Source organism: Spirosoma aerophilum (assembly GCF_054782495.1).
Genome location: NZ_BAAGSJ010000009.1, coordinates 709,448 through 728,717 on the forward strand (window position 1 = coordinate 709,448; position 19,270 = coordinate 728,717).

17 protein-coding genes are annotated in these 19,270 nt (G+C 52.3%); 13 read left to right on the plus strand and 4 right to left on the minus strand.

From position 1 onward, the window contains the following. Positions 1-77: 77 nt before the first annotated feature. Positions 78-1,316: an AGE family epimerase/isomerase gene (locus ACYVK4_RS10630; RefSeq protein WP_461127472.1), complete on the plus strand. Its 1,239-nt coding sequence runs from the start codon at positions 78-80 to the stop codon at positions 1,314-1,316. Between the two features lie 33 nt (positions 1,317-1,349). Here ACYVK4_RS10630 and murQ read toward each other — a convergent pair whose 3' ends face one another. Next, positions 1,350-2,156: an N-acetylmuramic acid 6-phosphate etherase gene (murQ, locus tag ACYVK4_RS10635; RefSeq protein ID WP_461127473.1), complete on the minus strand. Its 807-nt coding sequence runs from the start codon at positions 2,154-2,156 to the stop codon at positions 1,350-1,352. 125 nt (positions 2,157-2,281) lie between these two features. Here murQ and ilvD point away from each other — a divergent pair, with 125 nt between their 5' ends. The 8 genes from ilvD (at position 2,282) to ACYVK4_RS10675 (ending at position 9,030) form a co-directional block, all read left to right on the plus strand. Next, positions 2,282-3,982 (plus strand): dihydroxy-acid dehydratase, encoded by a 1,701-nt coding sequence (gene ilvD / locus ACYVK4_RS10640; protein WP_461127474.1) that lies wholly within the window; start codon positions 2,282-2,284, stop codon positions 3,980-3,982. A 77-nt stretch (positions 3,983-4,059) separates the two neighbouring features. Continuing rightward, complete coding sequence (locus ACYVK4_RS10645) at positions 4,060-4,347, plus strand: nucleotidyltransferase family protein (RefSeq protein WP_461127475.1); 288 nt, start codon at positions 4,060-4,062, stop codon at positions 4,345-4,347. A gap of 68 nt (positions 4,348-4,415) precedes the next feature. After that, positions 4,416-4,595: a HepT-like ribonuclease domain-containing protein gene (locus ACYVK4_RS10650; RefSeq protein ID WP_461127512.1), complete on the plus strand. Its 180-nt coding sequence runs from the start codon at positions 4,416-4,418 to the stop codon at positions 4,593-4,595. A gap of 10 nt (positions 4,596-4,605) precedes the next feature. Then, positions 4,606-4,692 carry a hypothetical protein gene (locus ACYVK4_RS10655; RefSeq protein WP_461127513.1) on the plus strand — a complete coding sequence of 29 codons (87 nt, stop codon included), beginning with the start codon at positions 4,606-4,608 and terminating at the stop codon, positions 4,690-4,692. Between the two features lie 49 nt (positions 4,693-4,741). Further along, complete coding sequence (gene ilvB / locus ACYVK4_RS10660) at positions 4,742-6,508, plus strand: biosynthetic-type acetolactate synthase large subunit (protein WP_461127476.1); 1,767 nt, start codon at positions 4,742-4,744, stop codon at positions 6,506-6,508. Position 6,509: 1 nt separating this feature from the next. Next, entirely contained in the window at positions 6,510-7,043 is a 534-nt protein-coding gene (ilvN, locus tag ACYVK4_RS10665) for an acetolactate synthase small subunit (RefSeq protein ID WP_461127477.1), read from the plus strand. Positions 7,044-7,084: 41 nt separating this feature from the next. Continuing rightward, complete coding sequence (ilvC, locus tag ACYVK4_RS10670) at positions 7,085-8,128, plus strand: ketol-acid reductoisomerase (RefSeq protein ID WP_097126190.1); 1,044 nt, start codon at positions 7,085-7,087, stop codon at positions 8,126-8,128. A gap of 530 nt (positions 8,129-8,658) precedes the next feature. Continuing rightward, complete coding sequence (locus ACYVK4_RS10675; protein ID WP_461127478.1) at positions 8,659-9,030, plus strand: winged helix-turn-helix transcriptional regulator; 372 nt, start codon at positions 8,659-8,661, stop codon at positions 9,028-9,030. 108 nt (positions 9,031-9,138) lie between these two features. Here the strand turns inward: ACYVK4_RS10675 and ACYVK4_RS10680 are convergent, their stop codons facing one another. Next, a complete protein-coding gene (locus ACYVK4_RS10680; protein WP_461127479.1) occupies positions 9,139-11,361 on the minus strand; it encodes a xanthine dehydrogenase family protein molybdopterin-binding subunit in 2,223 nt (740 codons plus the stop codon). 122 nt (positions 11,362-11,483) lie between these two features. Beyond that, a complete protein-coding gene (locus ACYVK4_RS10685; protein WP_461127480.1) occupies positions 11,484-12,491 on the minus strand; it encodes an SDR family oxidoreductase in 1,008 nt (335 codons plus the stop codon). 298 nt (positions 12,492-12,789) lie between these two features. Here ACYVK4_RS10685 and ACYVK4_RS10690 point away from each other — a divergent pair, with 298 nt between their 5' ends. After that, the gene (locus tag ACYVK4_RS10690; RefSeq protein WP_461127481.1) at positions 12,790-13,584 is read left to right on the plus strand and encodes an NIPSNAP family protein; all 795 of its coding nucleotides are present in this window, start codon (positions 12,790-12,792) and stop codon (positions 13,582-13,584) included. A 120-nt stretch (positions 13,585-13,704) separates the two neighbouring features. Here ACYVK4_RS10690 and ACYVK4_RS10695 read toward each other — a convergent pair whose 3' ends face one another. Beyond that, the gene (locus tag ACYVK4_RS10695) at positions 13,705-14,865 is read right to left on the minus strand and encodes a cytochrome-c peroxidase (protein ID WP_461127482.1); all 1,161 of its coding nucleotides are present in this window, start codon (positions 14,863-14,865) and stop codon (positions 13,705-13,707) included. A gap of 413 nt (positions 14,866-15,278) precedes the next feature. On the opposite strand from ACYVK4_RS10695, the gene ACYVK4_RS10700 reads away from it, so the two are divergent. The 3 genes from ACYVK4_RS10700 (at position 15,279) to ACYVK4_RS10710 (ending at position 18,958) form a co-directional block, all read left to right on the plus strand. Further along, entirely contained in the window at positions 15,279-16,841 is a 1,563-nt protein-coding gene (locus ACYVK4_RS10700; protein ID WP_461127483.1) for a sulfatase family protein, read from the plus strand. A 94-nt stretch (positions 16,842-16,935) separates the two neighbouring features. Then, a complete protein-coding gene (locus tag ACYVK4_RS10705; RefSeq protein WP_461127484.1) occupies positions 16,936-18,525 on the plus strand; it encodes a sulfatase family protein in 1,590 nt (529 codons plus the stop codon). 184 nt (positions 18,526-18,709) lie between these two features. After that, positions 18,710-18,958, plus strand: a complete 249-nt coding sequence (locus tag ACYVK4_RS10710) for a hypothetical protein (protein WP_461127485.1) — start codon at positions 18,710-18,712, stop codon at positions 18,956-18,958. The last annotated feature ends 312 nt before the right edge of the window (positions 18,959-19,270 follow it).

The following is a 19,270-nucleotide window of genomic DNA, read 5'->3' on the forward strand; positions in this document are numbered from 1 at the left end:
AAATAAATATAAATCCGTTTTGATCCGCTCCGGCGTACCGGCTCCATCTGTTCCATCCGCGTTCCTATCTTTATACCGTGCTCGATTTTCAGAAACTCTCCGCTGCCTATCAGCAGGCCCTGCTCAGGCAAGTTGTGCCTTTCTGGCTCAAAAACAGCCGTGATGAGCGGTGCGGAGGTTATTTTGACCTTCTGTCCGACATAGGCGCACCCATTGATGGCGATAAGTTTGTCAGTTTGCATGCCCAGCAGGTATGGTCATTCGCCTGGCTTTATAACATGCTCGACGGGCAACCTGCCTGGCTCGAACAGGCCCAACACGGTGCCGCATTTCTCAGTCAGTTTGCCCACCAGGACACACTTGCCTGCTACGCGCAACTCGACCGACGTGGCCGCCCCGTTTCCCAATCGACGGACTTCATATCAGACTGTTACGTTATTATGGCCTATGCTCAGCTTCACCAGGCCACCCGGCAGGATGAATGGGCTATGCTGGCCAAGCAAAGTTTGAATACTTTACTCCAGCGCCGGGACACCATTCGGGCTGAGCAGATTACTACACTGGGTGGCGTTCGGCAGGTTCGGCACCTGAGTGAAGCAGCGACTTTTCTTAAAATGGTGCTGGATGTGCAGCCGCTACTGGCCGAGGATGTCTGGAAACAGCACATTGACGGAGCCTTGCAGGATATTCTGCACGAATTCATGGACCGGCGTACCGATACGCTTCGCGAGTTTATCCTACCCGAAGGAGGCTTCATCAACACGCCCGAAGGCCGGCGAATAAATGTCGGGTGCTCTTTTCAAACGGCCGGCTACCTATTTGATTTCTATACCGAAAACGCTTCGGTAAAAACAGGCGTAGTTAGTAACAATCGTCGCTTAGCCATGCAGGTTGTCAACTGGTGTCTGCGCCTGTGCGAACAGGCGTGGGACGAATCTCATGCCGGTTTGGATCAGTATGTCGACATAAAACAGCAGGTGCCCATTTTTCCCGATTGGCATCAGAAATGGGCCTGGGTGCAGCTCGAAGCGCTGTCTGCTCTCCTGAAAGGGTATGAACACACGCGCCATCCCGACTGCCTGAAGTGGTTCAAGCGCATTCACGACTACACCTTCCAGCACTTCCCCGACACTAAACAGCCTGGCTGGCATCTGGCACTCGATCAGCACACCCAACCGTTGTTAGCGGCCAAAGCCATTCCGACGGTCGGTTGCTTTTCCCTGGTTCGCTGTTTGGCCGAAACGGGTAAGCTCCTGACCAAGCTCGGGCAGATTAAGGAGCGGCCCGGCCGAACCGGTATTTCGCTTCATTCTTAGCCAATGCTCGCGCCAGCCTATTTACGACCTGTATCACTTGGCTTGTGTAAACCCCTCAATAGCGCCACGTACATTGCCAAACTGGGCCAACAACGCTTCAGCCTGCGCCCGGTCGACGCCAATTTCGCTCATGACCATCTTGGCGGCCCGATCCTGCAGCTTAATGTTCGTTAGCTGCATATCGACCATCTTATTGCCCTTTACACGCCCTAACTGAATCATGACCGAGGTTGAAATCATATTCAGTACAAGTTTCTGAGCAGTTCCTGCCTTCATACGCGTACTGCCCGTAACGAACTCCGGCCCCGTAACCACCTCCACCGGAAACTCAGCGGCCTGCGCCACCGCAGAACCCGCATTGCAAACCACACAACCCGTTAAAAGCCCCGCTTTCCGGGCTTCGTTCAAACCGCCGATTACGTAAGGCGTTCGACCAGACGCGGCAATGCCAATTACGGTATCGTGTTCGTCGGGTTGATACGGCGCGATGTCTTTCCAGGCTTGTTCAGCATCGTCTTCCGCAAATTCAACGGCTTTGCGAATGGCTCCATCGCCACCGGCCATCAGACCAATAACCAGATCATGGGGAACGCCGTAGGTGGGCGGGCATTCCGACGCATCCACAACGCCTAATCGACCACTCGTACCGGCACCAATATAGATCAGTCGGCCACCTTGCCGCATACGGGTCACAATTTGCGCCACCAGCGCTTCAATTTGCGGAATCGCCTGCTCAACCGCCAGCGGTACGGTCTTATCTTCTTTATTGATATTTATCAGCAAGTCGTGGACCGACATTTGCTCCAGATGGTCGTAATGGGAAGCCGTTTCAGTTGTCATACCTCAAAATTAATACAGGCCGATTCTACCGAACAAATAATCTCTTTTTTCTTGCCTTTTCGGCAAACATGAACGAAATTTACGGCGTTATTACACTATCAGCGAAATTTCGCTAAATGTTAAATATGATTACCGAGCAGCCTACCACCGAATTGAATCGTTTCAGTCGCACCCTCACTCAGGAGATCAGTAATCCAGCCGCAAAAGCCATGCTCTATGGCGTTGGTCTGAGTGAAGAAGACATGCAGAAGCCCCAGATTGGAATTGCCAGCACGGGTTATGAGGGAAACACCTGCAACATGCACCTAAACGGACTGTCCGTTTATGTGAAGCAGGGTATTCAGGCAAACGGACTGGTCGGCTTGATCTTTAATACAATCGGTGTATCGGATGGCATGACCAATGGCAACGACGGCATGCGCTACTCGCTCCCCAGTCGGGATTTAATTGCCGATTCGATCGAGTCGGTGGTTGCGGCCCAGTGGTACGATGCCGTGGTTACGGTGGTTGGTTGCGATAAAAACATGCCGGGTGCGGTTATGGCCATGGCTCGTCTTGACCGTCCGGGCATTATGGTCTACGGGGGCACCATTCGTTCGGGTCATTATAAAGGACAGAAATTAGACATCGTTTCGGCGTTTGAAGCGCTGGGCAAAAAATACGCAGGCAACATCTCCGACGAAGATTACGAAGGTGTAATCAAAAACTCCATCCCGGGTGCGGGTGCCTGTGGCGGTATGTATACGGCGAACACCATGGCCAGCAGCATTGAAGCGATGGGCCTGAGTCTGCCTTTCAGCAGCAGCTACCCCGCTACCCACGAGGGCAAGCAGGAAGAGTGTAAGAAAATCGGGGCGGCTATGCGCATCCTTCTCGAACGCAACATCACCCCCGCCGATATTATCACCCGTAAATCGCTCGAAAACGCACTAACGATCGTTATGGCACTGGGTGGCTCTACCAATGCCGTACTGCACTACCTGGCCATTGCTCGGGCAGCTGATATTGAGCTAACCCTCGACGAAATTCAGGCGATCAGCGACCGGGTTCCGTTCCTGGCCGATCTGAAGCCAAGTGGTAAATATTACATGGAGGACATGCTCGAAATCGGGGGCGTACCGGCGGTAATGAAATACCTCTACCAGAACGGCATGCTGCACGGCGATTGTATGACGGTGACCGGTAAAACAGTAGCCGAGAATCTGGCTGATGCACCTGATCTGGATTTTGACAAACAGCATATTGTCCGGCCGTTGAGCAACCCGATCAAGCCAACCGGCCATATTCAGATCATGCGGGGTAACCTCTCGCCAACCGGCTCGGTTGCCAAGATTACGGGTAAAGAAGGGCTACGTTTCGATGGGACGGCAAAAGTCTGTGAGCACGAAGGCGAAGTGATCGACGCGCTGCAGAAGGGCGAAATTTTACCCGGTCAGGTGATCGTGATTCGGAACGCAGGGCCCAAAGGTGGACCGGGCATGAGTGAAATGCTCAAACCAACCTCAGCCATCATGGGCGCGGGCCTTGGCGATAAAGTAGCTTTAATTACCGATGGTCGCTTCTCGGGCGGTACCCACGGCTTTGTGGTAGGACACGTAACACCCGAGGCTTTCGACGGTGGACCGATTGCGCTGGTACACGATGGCGACCGCATTACCATCGACGCCACCACCCGCGAATTGATCCTGCACATTTCGGATGAAGAAATGGCGCAGCGCAAAAGCGAATGGAAACAATCGGCTCCCCGATTTACAAAAGGGGTGTTAGGCAAATACATCCGTAACGTAAAATCAGCAAGTGAAGGCTGCGTAACGGACGAAGCTTAATAATGGAATTGAGGCCAATATGTGAATAATCAAAACTGTTATCCATGTACTGACCACCAGCATTACTGACTGAAACCATGACAACGGCCACCCAGAACCAGCAAATCCTCAATTATCTTAAGCCTTATCAGCTTGAATGGGTAGGTATTTTTGGATCATGGGCACGGGGTGAAAATGGACCGGGAAGTGATTTGGATATTCTGATCAAATTCATCAAGCCAGTTTCCTTGTTAACATTCGTCAGAATGGAACGTGAGTTGTCAGAGATTCTCAATATAAAAGTCGATCTGGTATCAGACGGTGGGCTTAAAAATGAACGTATGCGTCAACGTGTCCTAAATGATCTCAAGATAGTTTCTTCATGAATGACGATCTAACCTACTTGGATCATATTGCCAATAGTTTTAAGAAACTATTGGAGTACGCTGAAGAAATGACGCTAGCGGAATTTCTGAATGACTCGAAGACTCAGGATGCCTGCGTCAGGCAGTTAGAGATCGCGGGTGAGGCAACTAAACGGTTATCAAAACAAGTCCGTGAACGTTTTACAAATATTCCATGGAGAGAGAGATATAGCCGGAATGAGGGATCGGCTCATCCATCAATACATTGACGTCGATCTGATGATTGTGTGGTTGGTCATAACTGAAAATGCAACGCCACTTTTGATTTCCATTGAAGCAATAATTGAAACGCTAGAGAACGAATAACAACAGTAAATCAACAAACTGAATACGATTTTTAAATTGACCATACATCATGGAAGCAATCGCCAGTATTAAACCGGAAACCGCTCACGCAGTGGATACAGCCCCAGCGGTTGCTCCGGATGCTACATACATCAACGGCTCGCACGCCCTGATGAAATCCCTGTTAGCCGAAGGTGTAGAAACTATTTTTGGGTACCCCGGTGGCGCCATCATGCCCGTGTATGATGCCCTCTACGACTATCAGGATCAGATAAACCATATCCTTGTCCGCCATGAACAGGGGGCCGGTCATGCGGCTCAGGGCTACGCTCGCGTAACCGGCCGGGCCGGTATCTGCCTTGTTACCTCGGGGCCGGGAGCAACCAATCTAGTAACGGCCATTGCCGATGCGCTGATAGACTCCACACCACTCGTTTGTATTGTGGGTCAGGTTGGCCGAAAACTGTTGGGCACCGATGCGTTTCAGGAAGCCGATGTTATGGGCGTTACCATGCCCATAACGAAATGGAACTACCAGATTACGGATGCGAACGAAGTACCTGAAATTCTGTCGAAAGCCTTTTATATCGCGCAGTCGGGTCGGCCGGGGCCTGTCCTGATCGACATGACCAAAAGTTCGCAGCTGGAGTTGATGACGAAGCCCTTCGTGTACGAACGCTGCCAGAGTCTGGTGAGTTATCGGCCACGGCGAATTCCGAAACAAGAGCAGGTCGAGGCCGCAGCCAACCTGATTAACTCGGCCAAGCGCCCCTATATATTTGCTGGCCACGGTATTCAGATTGCCAAAGCCGAAGCTGAACTGATCGAGTTTGCCGAAAAAACGGGTATTCCGGTAGCCACCACCCTGCTTGGGCAATCAACTATTTCGACCAACCACCCCCTGTATGTGGGCTGGCTGGGCATGCACGGCAACTACGGCCCGAACGTGATGACCGATCAGGCCGATGTGATCATTGCCATTGGCATGCGCTTCGACGACCGGGTTACCGGCGATGCCAGCAAGTTCATTAAACAGGCAAAAGTTGTTCACATTGAGATCGACCCCTCGGAGATTGACAAAATTATCCGGGCCGACGCTCCCGTTGTTGGCGATGCCAAAGAAGTACTGAAAGCATTGTTACCCCTCGTGAAGCCAAACGACCACACGGTTTGGCGTAACGAGTTTCGGAAGTTCGACGTGATCGAAAACGAAACCATTACGGTACCTGAGTTGACCCACCCCGGTGGTAAAATCAGAATGGCCGAGGTGATCGACATGCTGTCGAAGAAAACGAAAGGTGAAGCCGTGCTGGTTACAGATGTTGGTCAGCACCAGATGATGGCTTCCCGCTATTACCAGTTCCGTCGACCCAACAGTTTGGTTACGTCGGGGGGCATGGGCACCATGGGCTTTGCCTTACCGGCGGCTTTTGGCGCACAGGTGGGTGCCCCCGACCGTCAGGTGGTGGCAATCATTGGCGATGGCTGTTTCCAGATGACGCTTCAGGAGCTCGGTACGATTGTCCAGAACAAGCAGCCGGTAAAGGCCATCATCCTGAATAACAACTTCCTGGGCATGGTTCGCCAGTGGCAGCAGTTGTTCCACGAACGGCGCTATTCGTTCGTAGAGCTGCAAAACCCTGACTTTATCACTATTGCCCGCGGCTTTGGTATGGACGGGCAAACCTGCGATCAACGGGATAACCTGTCCGATGCTCTCGATACCATGCTGGCGCACGAAGGGCCGTTCCTGCTCGAAGTGATCGTTGAGAAAGAAGAGAACGTGTTCCCGATGGTTCCCGCCGGAGCCAGCGTTTCGCAGATAAGACTTAAATAAGATGACAACCTACACCATCTGCATATTCACGGAGAATACCATCGGGCTGCTGAACCGCATCACGATCATTTTCACCCGCCGACGCATCAACATCGAGAGCCTGACCGTTTCGGAAACGGAGCGCAAAGGCGTATCGCGCTTCACGATCGTGATCAAGCACGAATCGCGGGAAGAAGTTGAGAAACTCGTTCGTCAGATTCGCAAGATTGTGGAAGTGATGGCCGTTTTCGGCTACCTCAACGACGAGATTGTTTACAATGAGATTGCACTCTTCAAGATTTCGACCCAACTGGGCAGTAAATCGCTTGATGTTGAGACCATCAATAAAGAATACAAAGCCTGGGTTGTTTACTGGGGACTGGATTACGTCGTTATCGAGAAAACCGGCAACGACACCGAGATCTTCGATTTTTTCGGATACCTCAAACAGTACGAAATTCTTGAGTTTGTTCGCTCAGGCCGCGTAGCAGTCGGCAAGACCGAAAAAGGTCTGGTCGAGTACCTGCCCGAAGCCGAGTGGGCTTATTATTTATAACCAATCACAATCCTACAATACGAGTACAAAACCAATTAAACATGGCAACGATTAATTTCGGAGGAGTTGAGGAACAAGTAGTCACACGGGAAGAATTTCCGTTAGAAAAAGCCCGCGAGGTGCTGGCCAATGAAACCATTGCGGTTATTGGATACGGCGTACAGGGCCCCGGCCAGTCGCTGAACATGCGCGACAATGGCTTCAACGTGATTGTTGGACAACGTAAAGGCAAAACGTTTGACAAAGCGATTGCTGATGGCTGGGTACCCGGCGAAACGCTGTTCGAAATTGAAGAAGCGTTGGAAAAAGGTACGATCATTTGCTTCCTGCTCTCCGATGCCGCTCAGATCGAACTGTGGCCAACCGTGAAAGCCGCCCTGAAACCCGGCAAATCGCTGTATTTCTCGCACGGTTTTGGCGTAACGTATAAAGAAAAAACCGGTATCGTTCCTCCGGCCGATGTGGATGTATTCCTCGTTGCTCCAAAAGGATCGGGTACCTCGCTGCGTCGTCTGTTCGTAGAAGGCAAAGGGCTGAACTCCAGCTTCGCTATCTATCAGGATGCTTCGGGCAACGCACGCACCAAAGCCATTGCCATGGGTATCGGCGTAGGTTCGGGCTACCTGTTCGAAACCGACTTCTACAAAGAAGTAACCTCCGACCTGACGGGTGAGCGTGGTACGCTGATGGGTGCTATTCAGGGTATCTTTGCCGCTCAGTATGAAGTACTGCGCGCCAATGGCCACAGCCCTTCCGAAGCCTTCAACGAAACGGTTGAAGAGCTGACCCAGTCGCTGATGCCGCTGGTCGCTGAAAACGGTATGGATTGGATGTACGCCAACTGCTCGACAACCGCTCAACGTGGTGCCCTCGATTGGTGGAAGCCTTTCCGCGATGCGACCAAGCCCGTTTTCGAGCAACTGTATAACTCGGTAAAAACGCAGGAGCAGGCTGAAATCAGCATCACTCGCAACTCGCAGCCTGACTACCGCGAGAAACTCGAAGTTGAACTCGCCGAACTGCGCGAATCAGAAATGTGGCAAGCCGGTAAAGCCGTTCGTTCGCTGCGTCCTGAGCGGACCTAGTAACGGCTCCGCTGGTTTACCAGTCCAATAATACCATCGGCCCGCTGGCTGAGTGAAACAAACAGTTTGTTTCACTCAGCCAGCGGGCCGATGCTTTGAAAAACGGAATAAAACGGCACATAACATTATTAACGTCAGTTAATTATCAGGCCGTTAAGTGCCGTAGGCACGATATGTTTGTAGCAAAATGGCCTGCTGATCCAACCAGCGTGTCATAGGTACGCAACGTTTATTGTTTGTTACGTACCTACGGCACGCTGGCTGGATCAGCAGACCATTTTGCTACAAACATCCGACCGCCGTAGCGGTCATTATTCACGTTAAATAAGAACGATCAACCAATAGATTGATCGTCGGTAAAAAAGGAAAGGGAGTAGGAATCGGTCAGAACATATGACGTATCTTTAAGACATAATTAGTCGCGTACGTCTACGGTTTTTTCACGTCATTGGCACAAAGGAACAGGCAGATGGCAGTCCGGGCAATACCTTCAAAAATTGTGAGTTACTTCTAAAAAAATCAGTACTCGAATGAGAAAACTAAGCTCCACCAATTACCATAATCAAACGTTTCTTGAAGAGAAATGTGCATTAAACGAGCTTATCAATATACTAAGCAAACGCTGGCTGACCGAAGTGCTCTTCAGCATAGAAGAAGGCAACAATCGGTTTTCAAGCTTAAAAGAAGACCTGAAACGGATTAGTGATAATGTACTTGCCGACCGGCTGAAACTCCTGGAGCAGAACAAACTCATTACCCGAAATGATAATTTCCGGGAAGTTCCCGTCCGGGTGGAGTACTCGTTAACACCAACCGGCGAAAAGCTCAGCCAGCTGCTGGACGGCTTTTGCCACTTCGCCGAAACAGAAATGGACTTTACCCATTCCTGCGAAACCCGGTAAACAAGTAGTCCGCAGATGCACCCACCGGTATTCGGTACAGCCAGTTACTGGCCACTGGGTACCGTTTACTTTGTAAGATAATGGCTTCAGAACGCTGCCGACGTCGACTTACAAGAGTTTATCCGGGGTGATGGGCAGTTCCCGGATACGCTTCCCGGTGGCGTGATAGACGGCATTGGCAATAGCTGCGGGCAACCCAATCATACCGATTTCACCCAGCCCCTTCGCACCCATGGGGTCAAGGATCGGGTCAGGTTTGTCAATCAGAATCACGTCCACCTCGGGTATATCGGCGCAAACGGGAACGTGGTATTCGGCCAGGTCTTTGTTCACATACCGGCCAAAGCGGTGATCGATCACCGCGTCTTCCATCAGGGCCATACCCAGACTCCATACAACAGAGCCCAATACCTGACTGCGGGCTGTTTTGTGGTTCATAATTTTTCCCGCATCAATGGCCGACACTACCCGCTTTACGTTCACCATGCCTGTCTGCGGGTGCACATTCACTTCCACAAAAGTGGCGCAGAACGATTTGCCCGAGTATTTTCCGACCTCAGGACCGCTCTTCGCTTCTTTCGTAACGGCCAGTTCCGGCAGGTTGTTCAGCTTGAGAATATCCACATACGACAAACGGGCAGCTCCCTGCTTCGACCCAATAGTATCGCCATTGAAAACGAGTTCGGTTTGGGCAACACCGTACAAGGCTGACCCTTGTTTGTGGATGGCCAATTCACCGAACCGCTGCCGAAGGGCCATGCACACGTCGTGCACCGCCGAACCAACCGACGCGACTGTATGCGAACCAAACTGGGGCGGTGCCTGCGGGAACGATGAATCACCCAGCTCAAACGAAATATTTTCCGGTGCAATGCCGGTCAGGTCGGCCGCGATCTGGGTCATCACAGTGTAGGTACCCGGACCAGTATCGGCCGTAGCGCTCTGAATCGTTAGTTTGCCATCTGCCGTAAGTTTGGCAAGGGCGGCAGCCGGACTGCGCTCTGCTTTGTAAATTCCCGAACTCATTCCAAAACCAACCAGCATCTCGCCCGACCGCATGGAGCGGGGTTCCGGGTTTCGCTTACTCCATCCAAACTGGCTGGCACCCCGCTCGTAGCATTCGCTCAGGTATTTGCTCGACCAGGGTTTGTTGTTTTCGGGATCTACCTCCGCGTAGTTCTTCAGGCGCAGGGCCATCGGGTCCATATTCAGGGCGTAGGCCAGTTCGTCCATCGCCGATTCCAGTGCAAACGATCCGCTGGTTTCGCCGGGGCCACGCGTCCAGCAGGGCGTACTGACATCGAGCGGAACGAGCTGGTAACTGGCCGTCAGGTTAGGACAGCGATAAGCCGACTTGGTGGGGTGCAGAATACGCTCGGTGAACTGTTCGTAGGTAGACGTCAGCCCATACGCTTCGTGCGTAATACCCACAAGCGTCCCATCGGCGTTGGCACCAAGCCCGATCTTCTGAACCGACCGGGGGCGGTAACCCACCATATTAAACTGCTGTTGCCGCTTGAGCGACACTTTTACCGGACGCCCCACATGCTTAGCCCCAAGGATAGCCGCCATTTCCTGCGGCCAGATGCGCGACGAACTACCAAATGCCCCGCCCACGAATGGGGAGTGAAGCTGAATGTTCTCTTCTTTCAAATTGAACGCTTTCATCAGGTCTTTCTGCGCCAGCTTCACACCCTGCGATTTGTTATAAACAATAAGCTTGTCGTCGCCTTCCCAGAAAGCGGTCGCGGCATGGGTTTCTATGGGGTTATGCACGTGTACCGGCGTGTGGTACGTTTGCTCAATGGTCACCGGTGCTGTTTTGTAGGCGTTCGGGATTCCCCGTGAATAATCTTCCGGTCGCTCAGGCTTGATTGCCTTGCCAAGGTTTGCCCTGGTATCGGTCTGATGCGGCTCCTGCTGATAGGACACCCTCACCAGCGAAGCCGCGTAAGTGGCCCGTTCAAGCGTGTCGGCAATAACCAGCGCCACCGGCTGATTGCTGAAGTAGATACGATCGTCGTAAAAAACGCGAAACTCCTGGCCATACACCCTGGAGCCAGCATTATCCGTTCCAGCCTCGTAGCCGGGCACTTTAGGGGCATTTTTATGGGTCAGCACAGCCAGTACACCAGGTACTTTTTCGGCAACCGTCGTCGTCAAACCGGCAATGCGGCCTTTAGCAATCGTGCTGGTCACCAACACCCCGAAGGTAATGCCCGGCAGGTTGTATTCGGCCGCATATTGAGCCGCCCCGGTAACCTTTAACCGGCCATCGACCCGGTTCATCGGATCGCCTATTGATACCTTATCGACTGCGGATTTTTCCATAATTCTCGTTCAGCTAAGTCGCCCTATCGTCTATAGTCGGGCAAATGGCCAGCCAGTTTTGTGATCATATTTCTCTTCCTGTCATCCGACGACGAACCAGCCATTTACCCGGTTAACTACGATCAAGGCTGGCCGCTGCCTCCGGCGGCTCCGTAAACCTGTCCGGTTGCATAACTGGCGTCGCTGGCGGCCAACTGAACATAGATGGATGCCAGTTCGGCTGGCTGACCGGGCCGACCCAGTGGCGTTTGTCCACCAAAGGTCTTGAGCTTTTCTTGGGTAGCTCCTCCGCTAGGCTGTAAAGGGGTCCAGATCGGACCGGGCGCAACGCCGTTTACCCGGATGCCCTTTGGGCCAAGCTGTTTAGCCAGCGACTTCACAAAGCTGGTAGTGGCCGACTTCGTCTGAGCATAATCATACAGATCTGCCGAGGGGTCGTAAGCCTGCTCCGAAGTGGTTCCTATGATGGCCGATCCGGGCTGCAGATGCGGTAAAGCCGCTTTTATGATCCAGAAGGGCGCGTAGATGTTGGTCTTCATGGTCCAGTCGAACTGCTCAGTCGATATATCCAGAATGGATGCGTGGGCTTGCTGCCGGGCGGCATTGCTTACCAGAATATCCAGACCACCCAGACCCCGCACGGCCTCAGCCACCAGCCGCTGACAGAAAGCTTCGTCGCGGATGTCGCCGGGAATCGCGATTGCTTTACGTCCTTCGGCTTTGATGAGTGCAATAACCTCACGGGCATCCGGCTCTTCAGCAGGCAGGTAATTGATGGCTACGTCGGCTCCTTCGCGGGCGTAGGCAATGGCTGCGGCCCGACCCATACCCGAATCGCCCCCGGTGATCAGCGCTTTCCGGCCTGCCAGCCGACCCGATCCTTTGTAGCTTGTTTCACCATGATCGGGTTTCGGGTCCATTTTCCCGGCGAGGCCCGGCCAGGGTTGTGGCTGCTCTTTAAACGGTGGTTTCGGGTATTTACTGGTTGGATTGTCGAGGGCGGGTGGCGCCGTGGCATTCGCAGGAGTACCGCCCGAAGCGGCTAATACCGGCGTGGCAACGACGGCAGCGAAGCCGGTACCTAATCCCTGAATGGCCTGACGTCTGTTAAGGTGACTTTCTTCGTTCATGGTTGTATGTTGTTTTTAGCGTAACAACTGAACCACGACTTCGTCACTGAATTAATTCATACCGTTCTAAAATGACCGCTCCCTAACGATTTAGCCGCTATACAGCCATACTCCTCCTATATCCGTGACGCCCCCGTAATACAAGCGTTATACATACCCGTGGCCCCAATGCAGCGCAAAAGGAGAGACAGTCGCTTTGAAAATTGTGAGTAGACTGGCTATAAGTCGAGATCAACAATGGCCCGGAAAGATTAGTACATTTACCCGTTTTACCAATTAAGCTTTTTAGTCAAATCCTATGTCAAAAATCAGTTTACTCTGCCTGTTTGTCTTACTTCAGTCGGCGGCTTCATTCGCCTTTACCCCCATGGCCAGCCGGGAGTTTTACGAACTAAAAGTGTATCATTATAAAACAGCCGATCAGGAACAGAAGCTGGACGATTTTCTCCAGAAAGCGTATCTACCGGCCCTCCACCGGATGGGCATCGCGAAAGTGGGTGTTTTCAAAACTATTGTCAACGCAGCAACACCGGCATCTACCGACGATCGCCTGCTGTATGTGTTTGTTCCCTTCCGGTCGCGCGATGACTTTTTTAAGCTGGACGAAAAACTCGCCAAAGACAAGCAGTATCTGACCGATGGCGCAGCCTATCTGGATGCCGTGTATAACGTGCCCCCCTACGACCGCATCGAGACCATTCTGTTAAACGCTTTTGAAAAGAGCCCGCACTTTACCCTTCCCGAACTGACCTCGGCCCGAAAAGACCGCGTCTACGAACTGAGAAGCTATGAAGGACACACCGAGAAGATCTCGAAAAACAAGATAGACATGTTCAATCAGGGCGATGAGATTGGTTTATTTAAACGGCTTGGCTTCAACGCCGTTTTTTACGCCGAAGTAGTGGCCGGCAGCCGCATGCCTAACCTGATGTACCTCACAACATTCGAGAACAAAGCAGCGAGAGACGCCCATTGGGACGCCTTTGGCAAGGACGACTACTGGAAAAAGCTTTCTGCCATGCCCAACTACCAGAAGAACGTATCGAGAAACGATACCCGGTTTTTATACCCAACCGATTATTCGGATATATAAAAAGAGTTGTAGCGCGGCTTCCCGGCCGCGCTACCCTAAAGCCGGGTAAACCAACCCGTATCGGCCTGCCAGTCGGCCAGGCGCCGGGCCAGGTGTTGATGGTGTTTAATTGGTATGGAGCTACCGAAGGCGGCCACCGGGACTCAGACCACTGGGAACACGAACCGGAATTGTCTTATCAAAACCGTTATCGGTCAGGGAATTCATGAAGGCAATCACCTGCTCCTGCTCAAAATCACGCAGGGCAATTCGCTGTATTTTGGGATCTAGCTGCTCCACCGGCACATGCGGATTTTGGGAGATGGGCTCGCCGATGTCGTCATAAAATGTCAACACCTGCTTCAGGGTTTCATAAACCCCACTATGCATGTACGGAGCCGTCATCCCGACATTTCGCAGCGATGGGGTCCGAAAGGCATAGGTTCCTCCTGCGCCTGCGTCAGACGCAGCGAGTTTACCATTATCAGGCACCGACATGACGTGCAGTTTATAGTCGGAAAACATGGGGCCTGCATGACAAAAGGCGCAGCCTTTGTCTTTAAAGATCAGCATTCCCTTAATTTGCGCTTCGGTGAGCGCCGTTTTATCGCCCTTCTGGTAGCGGTCGTAGGGCGAGTTCATCGCGGTTAGCGTGCGTTCGAAGGCCGCAATGGCCTTGCTGATCGTTGCCGCCGTAATGGATTGGTCGGCACCAAAAGCCGTCTGAAACAGTTGTCGATACTCGGCAATTTTTGTCAACCGGGCAACTACACTATCTAAAGCGACGGCTTCGGGGTAAGCATGGCCGCGCATTTCCTCAAAGGTCACCATTGGGTTGGCCACCTGATTTTCGAGACTCTGCACACGCGAATCCCAGAACATCGGTGCGGCCAGCGGCACATAATTTCCGCTGGCATCCATCCCATTAAAGGCTACGTTGAGTAGCGTTGGGGCGTTGCGCTTTGTAAAATTTACGTCATTCGGCTGTAGAGGCCAGCGACTTTGTCCATAACCGATCGAATTGATCCCCAACGAAAGGTCCAGACCATCGGTGTACGCATTGGCAGGATGGTGGCATGTAGCGCAGGCAACGTCTCTTCTCCCCGACAAAATCGGGTCCCAAAACAGCATCTGCCCAAGCAAAGCCGTAGGGTCAGTGATGGGATTACTGACCGGAGTCGGCTCAACCGGCACAGATACCAGAGGGGCAACGGCTGTGCCCTGACCATCTTTCGTACAGGCATTAACAACGACGGTAAAAAAAATAATCGTTGTGAGCAGGGCCAGTAAATGTTTAGGCATAGCCCGGTTGGATTAAGTATCGCAAATCACGTACGGTGCTGATTGAAGCACCCTTCTACGAATATACGTATTATCCAACTTATAGTGTACCTGATCAGGATGATTGTAGACACGCATCACTACAGTAAGCGCGTGTAAGGACGGTGGCTACTTTGCCCGGACTTATTGGCAGGGAACGACCAGATCATATAAGCCCAACCGGCTTGGCTGCTGTCCTTCTCAATAGCGTGTGCTATTGTCTATTCCGCAAAGAGAACCAGTTATTACTAAAAAATGAGAACAGAATACCGGGTATTAAGTAGTTCGCTGCTATTACGTCTTTTTTATCATGCTGATGAAGCCCCACAACCGGTACCAAGGCCAATAAAAATATTCAATTGGTATTCAATACTGTTTCCCGTTTCGCATTTGTCATGAAAAACCCACTCTTTTACACGTTTGTCCTGCTATCGCTTATTGGCTCCCTGATGGCGTTTCGCCCGCAACTGCCGGGCAAAGAGACCCCCGGCCAACCGTCGGCAGGGCCCCGTGCGGCCAAACCCAAGAATATAATTTACATCCTGGCCGACGACCATCGGTACGATTTTATGGGGTTCACGGGCAAGGTAGCCGGTCTGAAAACGCCTAATCTCGACCGGCTTGCGGCCGAAGGTGCCCATGTTCGAAACGCCTTTGTCAGCACCGCCCTTTGCTCACCCAGCCGCGCCAGTATCCTGAGCGGCCAGTATGCCCACACGCATAAGGTTGTCGATAATTTTGCGCCCATGACGCCGGGGCTGAAATTCTTCCCGCAATACCTGCAAAAAGCAGGCTACAAAACGGCTTTTCTGGGCAAATGGCACATGGGTAACGCCGACGATGCGCCCCAGCCGGGTTTCGACTATTGGCTTAGTTTTAAGGGGCAGGGCGTGTATTATAACCCGACGTTCAACATCAACGGCAAACAGGTTGCTCATGGCGACAGCAGTTACACCACGGATCTGCTGACCGATTATGCCGTTAAATGGTTGAGTTCGCTCAATAAAGACAAGCCGTTTTGCCTGTATTTGTCGCACAAAGCCGTTCATGCCGACTTTCAGCCGGCCAAACGCCACAAAGGCCTGTACCGAAACATGCCCATCAATTACCCGCAGACAATGTACCTGACGGCTTCCGACACCAGTAAAGTATGGGGGCCAAAATCATCAACGAATCCGGAAACCAAAGCCTTGCAAGTCAACATGGCCGACATGCCCAACTGGGTTAAGCAGCAGCGTTACAGCTGGCACGGCGTCGATTATCTGTATCACGGGGCCATTGATTTCAATGACTTTTACCGGCAGTACTGCGAAACCCTGATGGGTGTCGACGATAGTGTTGGGCGGGTGCTGAAATGGCTGGAAGAAAATGGCCAGCTGGAAAACACCATGGTCGTTTATATGGGCGACAACGGCTTTAGCTTTGGCGAGCGGGGCCTGATCGACAAGCGACACATGTATGAAGAGTCGATGCGGGTGCCGCTGCTGGTCCGCTGCCCGGCCATTGTGAAGCCCGGTACGAAACTGGAGCAGGTTATTCAGAATGTCGACATTGCCCCAACGTTCCTGGCCTATGCGGGCCTGCCCAAACCCGCCCAGATGCAGGGAAACTCGTTCCTGCCTTTACTCAAAGGCGAAACCATACCCTGGCGCGACCGGGCTTTTTACGAATATTACTGGGAAGCCGATTTCCCACAGACGCCCACCATGTTTGGCGTCCGAAATGACCGCTATAAGTACATTTTCAATCACGGGGTTTGGGAGGCCAACGAGTTGTATGACCTGAAAAACGACCCGCAGGAAGTGAATAATCTGATTCGCAGTCCGCAGCATCAGGAGATCGCCAAAGAGCTGAAAGGGCAGGTATTCGACTGGCTTGAATCGACCAATGGATTACAGATACCGCTCCATTCGATCAAGCAGAAACGCTTCGACCACCGCTACCGGGGCAATTATTAACGTCGGCGACCCCGACTTCTGTTATACCTCGAGCCGCTTACTTCTTTAAACATTCCGATACGACCCGTAACCCGTCTTTTTAACCCATAAATCAATGACAAAACAAGCCGTTTTTCGCTCCTTGCTGGGCGCAACCGCCGTCGCTTTGCTGCTGGCTATACCCGGCTATACACCTGTTTCGCCGGATGCCCTCCCAACGGATCGTCCGGCGCAGCAGCGCCCCAATATCGTCTTCATCATCTCCGACGATCATACGTCGCAGGCCATCAGTGCGTATGGCAGTAAGCTAGCCAAAACGCCTAACATCGACCGGATCGCCCGGGAAGGGGCCATTCTCTACAATAACGTGGTGGCCAATTCCATCTGCGGCCCCAGTCGGGCTACCTTGCTGACCGGCCAGTTCTCGCACCGGAATGGCTACAAACTCAATGAGAAGGTATTCGATATCAACCAGCCGGTATTTACCGAAGAGTTGCAGAAGAACGGCTACCAAACAGCCTGGATCGGTAAAATGCACCTGGGCAGCCTACCCCACGGGTTCGATTACCTGAATATACTGCCGGGGCACGGGAGTTATTACAATTCAGACTTTGTCGACTCGAACAATAAGACAACCCGCCACATGGGCTACGTCACAGACGTTGTAACGAGTTTATCGACCGACTGGCTTTCGCACCGTGATACGTCAAAGCCTTTCTTTCTGGTAGTCGGTCACAAAGCGACCCACCGCGAGTGGTTGCCAGCCACGGAAGATTTAGGGGCTTACGACCAGGTTACGTTCCCACTGCCGCCTACGTTCTACGACAACTACGAAGGGCGCACCGCTGCCCAAAAACAGGACATGAGCATTGATAAAACCATGGTTCTGGCCAGCGATCTGAAAGTGCATGCCAATTATGACGCTACGGGACCCTACTCATCCTACAACCGGTTCACACCCGAGCAGAAAAAGCCTTTCTACGACTACTACGAGAATAAAATCAGTAAGGAATTTGACGAAAAGAAACTTAGCGGCAAGGCTTTGGTCGAGTGGAAGTACCAACGCTACATGAAAGATTACCTATCCACGGCCAACTCGCTGGACCGCAACATCGGCAAACTACTCGATTACCTGGATAAAAATGGGCTGGCCAAAAACACAGTGGTGGTGTATACCTCCGACCAGGGCTTTTACCTCGGCGAACACGGCTGGTTCGATAAACGGTGGATTTATGAAGAATCTCTGAAGACCCCATTTGTGATTCGGTATCCGGGCGTTATCAAGCCGGGCAGCCAGGTGAAGCAGGTCGTGTCGAATGTCGACTGGGCACCCACACTGCTGAGCCTGACCGGCACCCGCGTTCCAGACTATGTGCAGGGAGAGTCATTTCTACCCCTGCTGACCGGCGGCAAGAACACCTGGCGAAATCAGGCGTATTACCACTATTACGAGTATCCACAGCCGCACCATGTGTCGCCCCACTTTGGCCTGCGCACGGCTCAGTACACGCTGGCCCGGTTCTATGGTCCGGACGATTTCTGGGAACTCTATGATATTCAGAAAGACCCCAACAACCTCAAAAACCTGTACGGCCAGAAAGGGTACGAAAAGGTAACGGCTCTCCTCAAAAAGCAGTTGAAAGAGCAGATCGTTAAGTACAAAGACGATGAAGCGCTGAAGCTGATGGAAACCAATCCACAGTAATCCTTTTCAGCCAGTAATCTGTAACGACCCGGACGCCACGACTGGCGAATGGGCGTAGGTCGTGATTTTAACCGGCGCGCGACAATCCCCCCCGGTAAACATAAGTTGACAGAGGAGGCCTCAGCGGACACAATATGTCTGCTGAGGCCTCCTGGTTTTTGGGGTAGGAATCGATCATGTCTGCATGGGCACCGACACCAAAATGACCCCTACCTACAGACCCGGTAGCCCTGTTTCTCAACCCGGCAGTAGTCAGAATCGAGGTCGGGTGGGCGAACGCACAAATGAAGCCTGGGCCGACCAGTCAACCGGATTCTACTACGCCGTTGTCGATGTCCTGCTAAACGCGGGCTTTGCCGACGATGAGATCGGCAAGGTGGGCAGCGGCAATTTCTGCCGTGTGTTCGATGCTGCCACGGCAGGTCACCATTAAGTGGCCTCATCACTCATCGGCTTTTCTAAGAATCTGGCGGCAGACTCGTCCAGCTGACGAGCAGGCAAAGCCATAAACCCATCGGCATGGCCATGAACCGATTTTGGTTTCTTTGTCTCGTTAGCACCGGCAACTCACAAACCGACCCCCCAACGGCTTTGCACAAGCAGGGCCTGCATACCGGTCTTGGCTCAACTGTAGATTACCCGTACCCTGAGTAGTCTGCAGCAACTACCCGTAGATTTTTATTCCAAAATGAACATCAATAAATTGAATAACGCTTGCATATTCATGATTTCTCAATAACTTTGG

What these genes read in the sequence shown, in the direction of transcription:
- ilvC (WP_097126190.1), top strand. Translation starts at nt 7,085, where the DNA reads ATGGCAACGATTAATTTCGGAGGAGTTGAGGAACAAGTAGTCACACGG.
- ACYVK4_RS10705 (WP_461127484.1), top strand. Translation starts at nt 16,936, where the DNA reads ATGACAAAACAAGCCGTTTTTCGCTCCTTGCTGGGCGCAACCGCCGTC.
- ACYVK4_RS10700 (WP_461127483.1), top strand. Translation starts at nt 15,279, where the DNA reads ATGAAAAACCCACTCTTTTACACGTTTGTCCTGCTATCGCTTATTGGC.
- ACYVK4_RS10645 (WP_461127475.1), top strand. Translation starts at nt 4,060, where the DNA reads ATGACAACGGCCACCCAGAACCAGCAAATCCTCAATTATCTTAAGCCT.
- ACYVK4_RS10675 (WP_461127478.1), top strand. Translation starts at nt 8,659, where the DNA reads ATGAGAAAACTAAGCTCCACCAATTACCATAATCAAACGTTTCTTGAA.
- ilvN (WP_461127477.1), top strand. Translation starts at nt 6,510, where the DNA reads ATGACAACCTACACCATCTGCATATTCACGGAGAATACCATCGGGCTG.
- ACYVK4_RS10655 (WP_461127513.1), top strand. Translation starts at nt 4,606, where the DNA reads ATGATTGTGTGGTTGGTCATAACTGAAAATGCAACGCCACTTTTGATT.
- ilvD (WP_461127474.1), top strand. Translation starts at nt 2,282, where the DNA reads ATGATTACCGAGCAGCCTACCACCGAATTGAATCGTTTCAGTCGCACC.
- murQ (WP_461127473.1), bottom strand. Translation starts at nt 2,156, where the DNA reads ATGACAACTGAAACGGCTTCCCATTACGACCATCTGGAGCAAATGTCG.
- ACYVK4_RS10695 (WP_461127482.1), bottom strand. Translation starts at nt 14,865, where the DNA reads ATGCCTAAACATTTACTGGCCCTGCTCACAACGATTATTTTTTTTACC.
- ACYVK4_RS10685 (WP_461127480.1), bottom strand. Translation starts at nt 12,491, where the DNA reads ATGAACGAAGAAAGTCACCTTAACAGACGTCAGGCCATTCAGGGATTA.
- ACYVK4_RS10680 (WP_461127479.1), bottom strand. Translation starts at nt 11,361, where the DNA reads ATGGAAAAATCCGCAGTCGATAAGGTATCAATAGGCGATCCGATGAAC.
- ACYVK4_RS10690 (WP_461127481.1), top strand. Translation starts at nt 12,790, where the DNA reads ATGTCAAAAATCAGTTTACTCTGCCTGTTTGTCTTACTTCAGTCGGCG.
- ACYVK4_RS10650 (WP_461127512.1), top strand. Translation starts at nt 4,416, where the DNA reads ATGACGCTAGCGGAATTTCTGAATGACTCGAAGACTCAGGATGCCTGC.
- ACYVK4_RS10710 (WP_461127485.1), top strand. Translation starts at nt 18,710, where the DNA reads ATGGGCACCGACACCAAAATGACCCCTACCTACAGACCCGGTAGCCCT.
- ilvB (WP_461127476.1), top strand. Translation starts at nt 4,742, where the DNA reads ATGGAAGCAATCGCCAGTATTAAACCGGAAACCGCTCACGCAGTGGAT.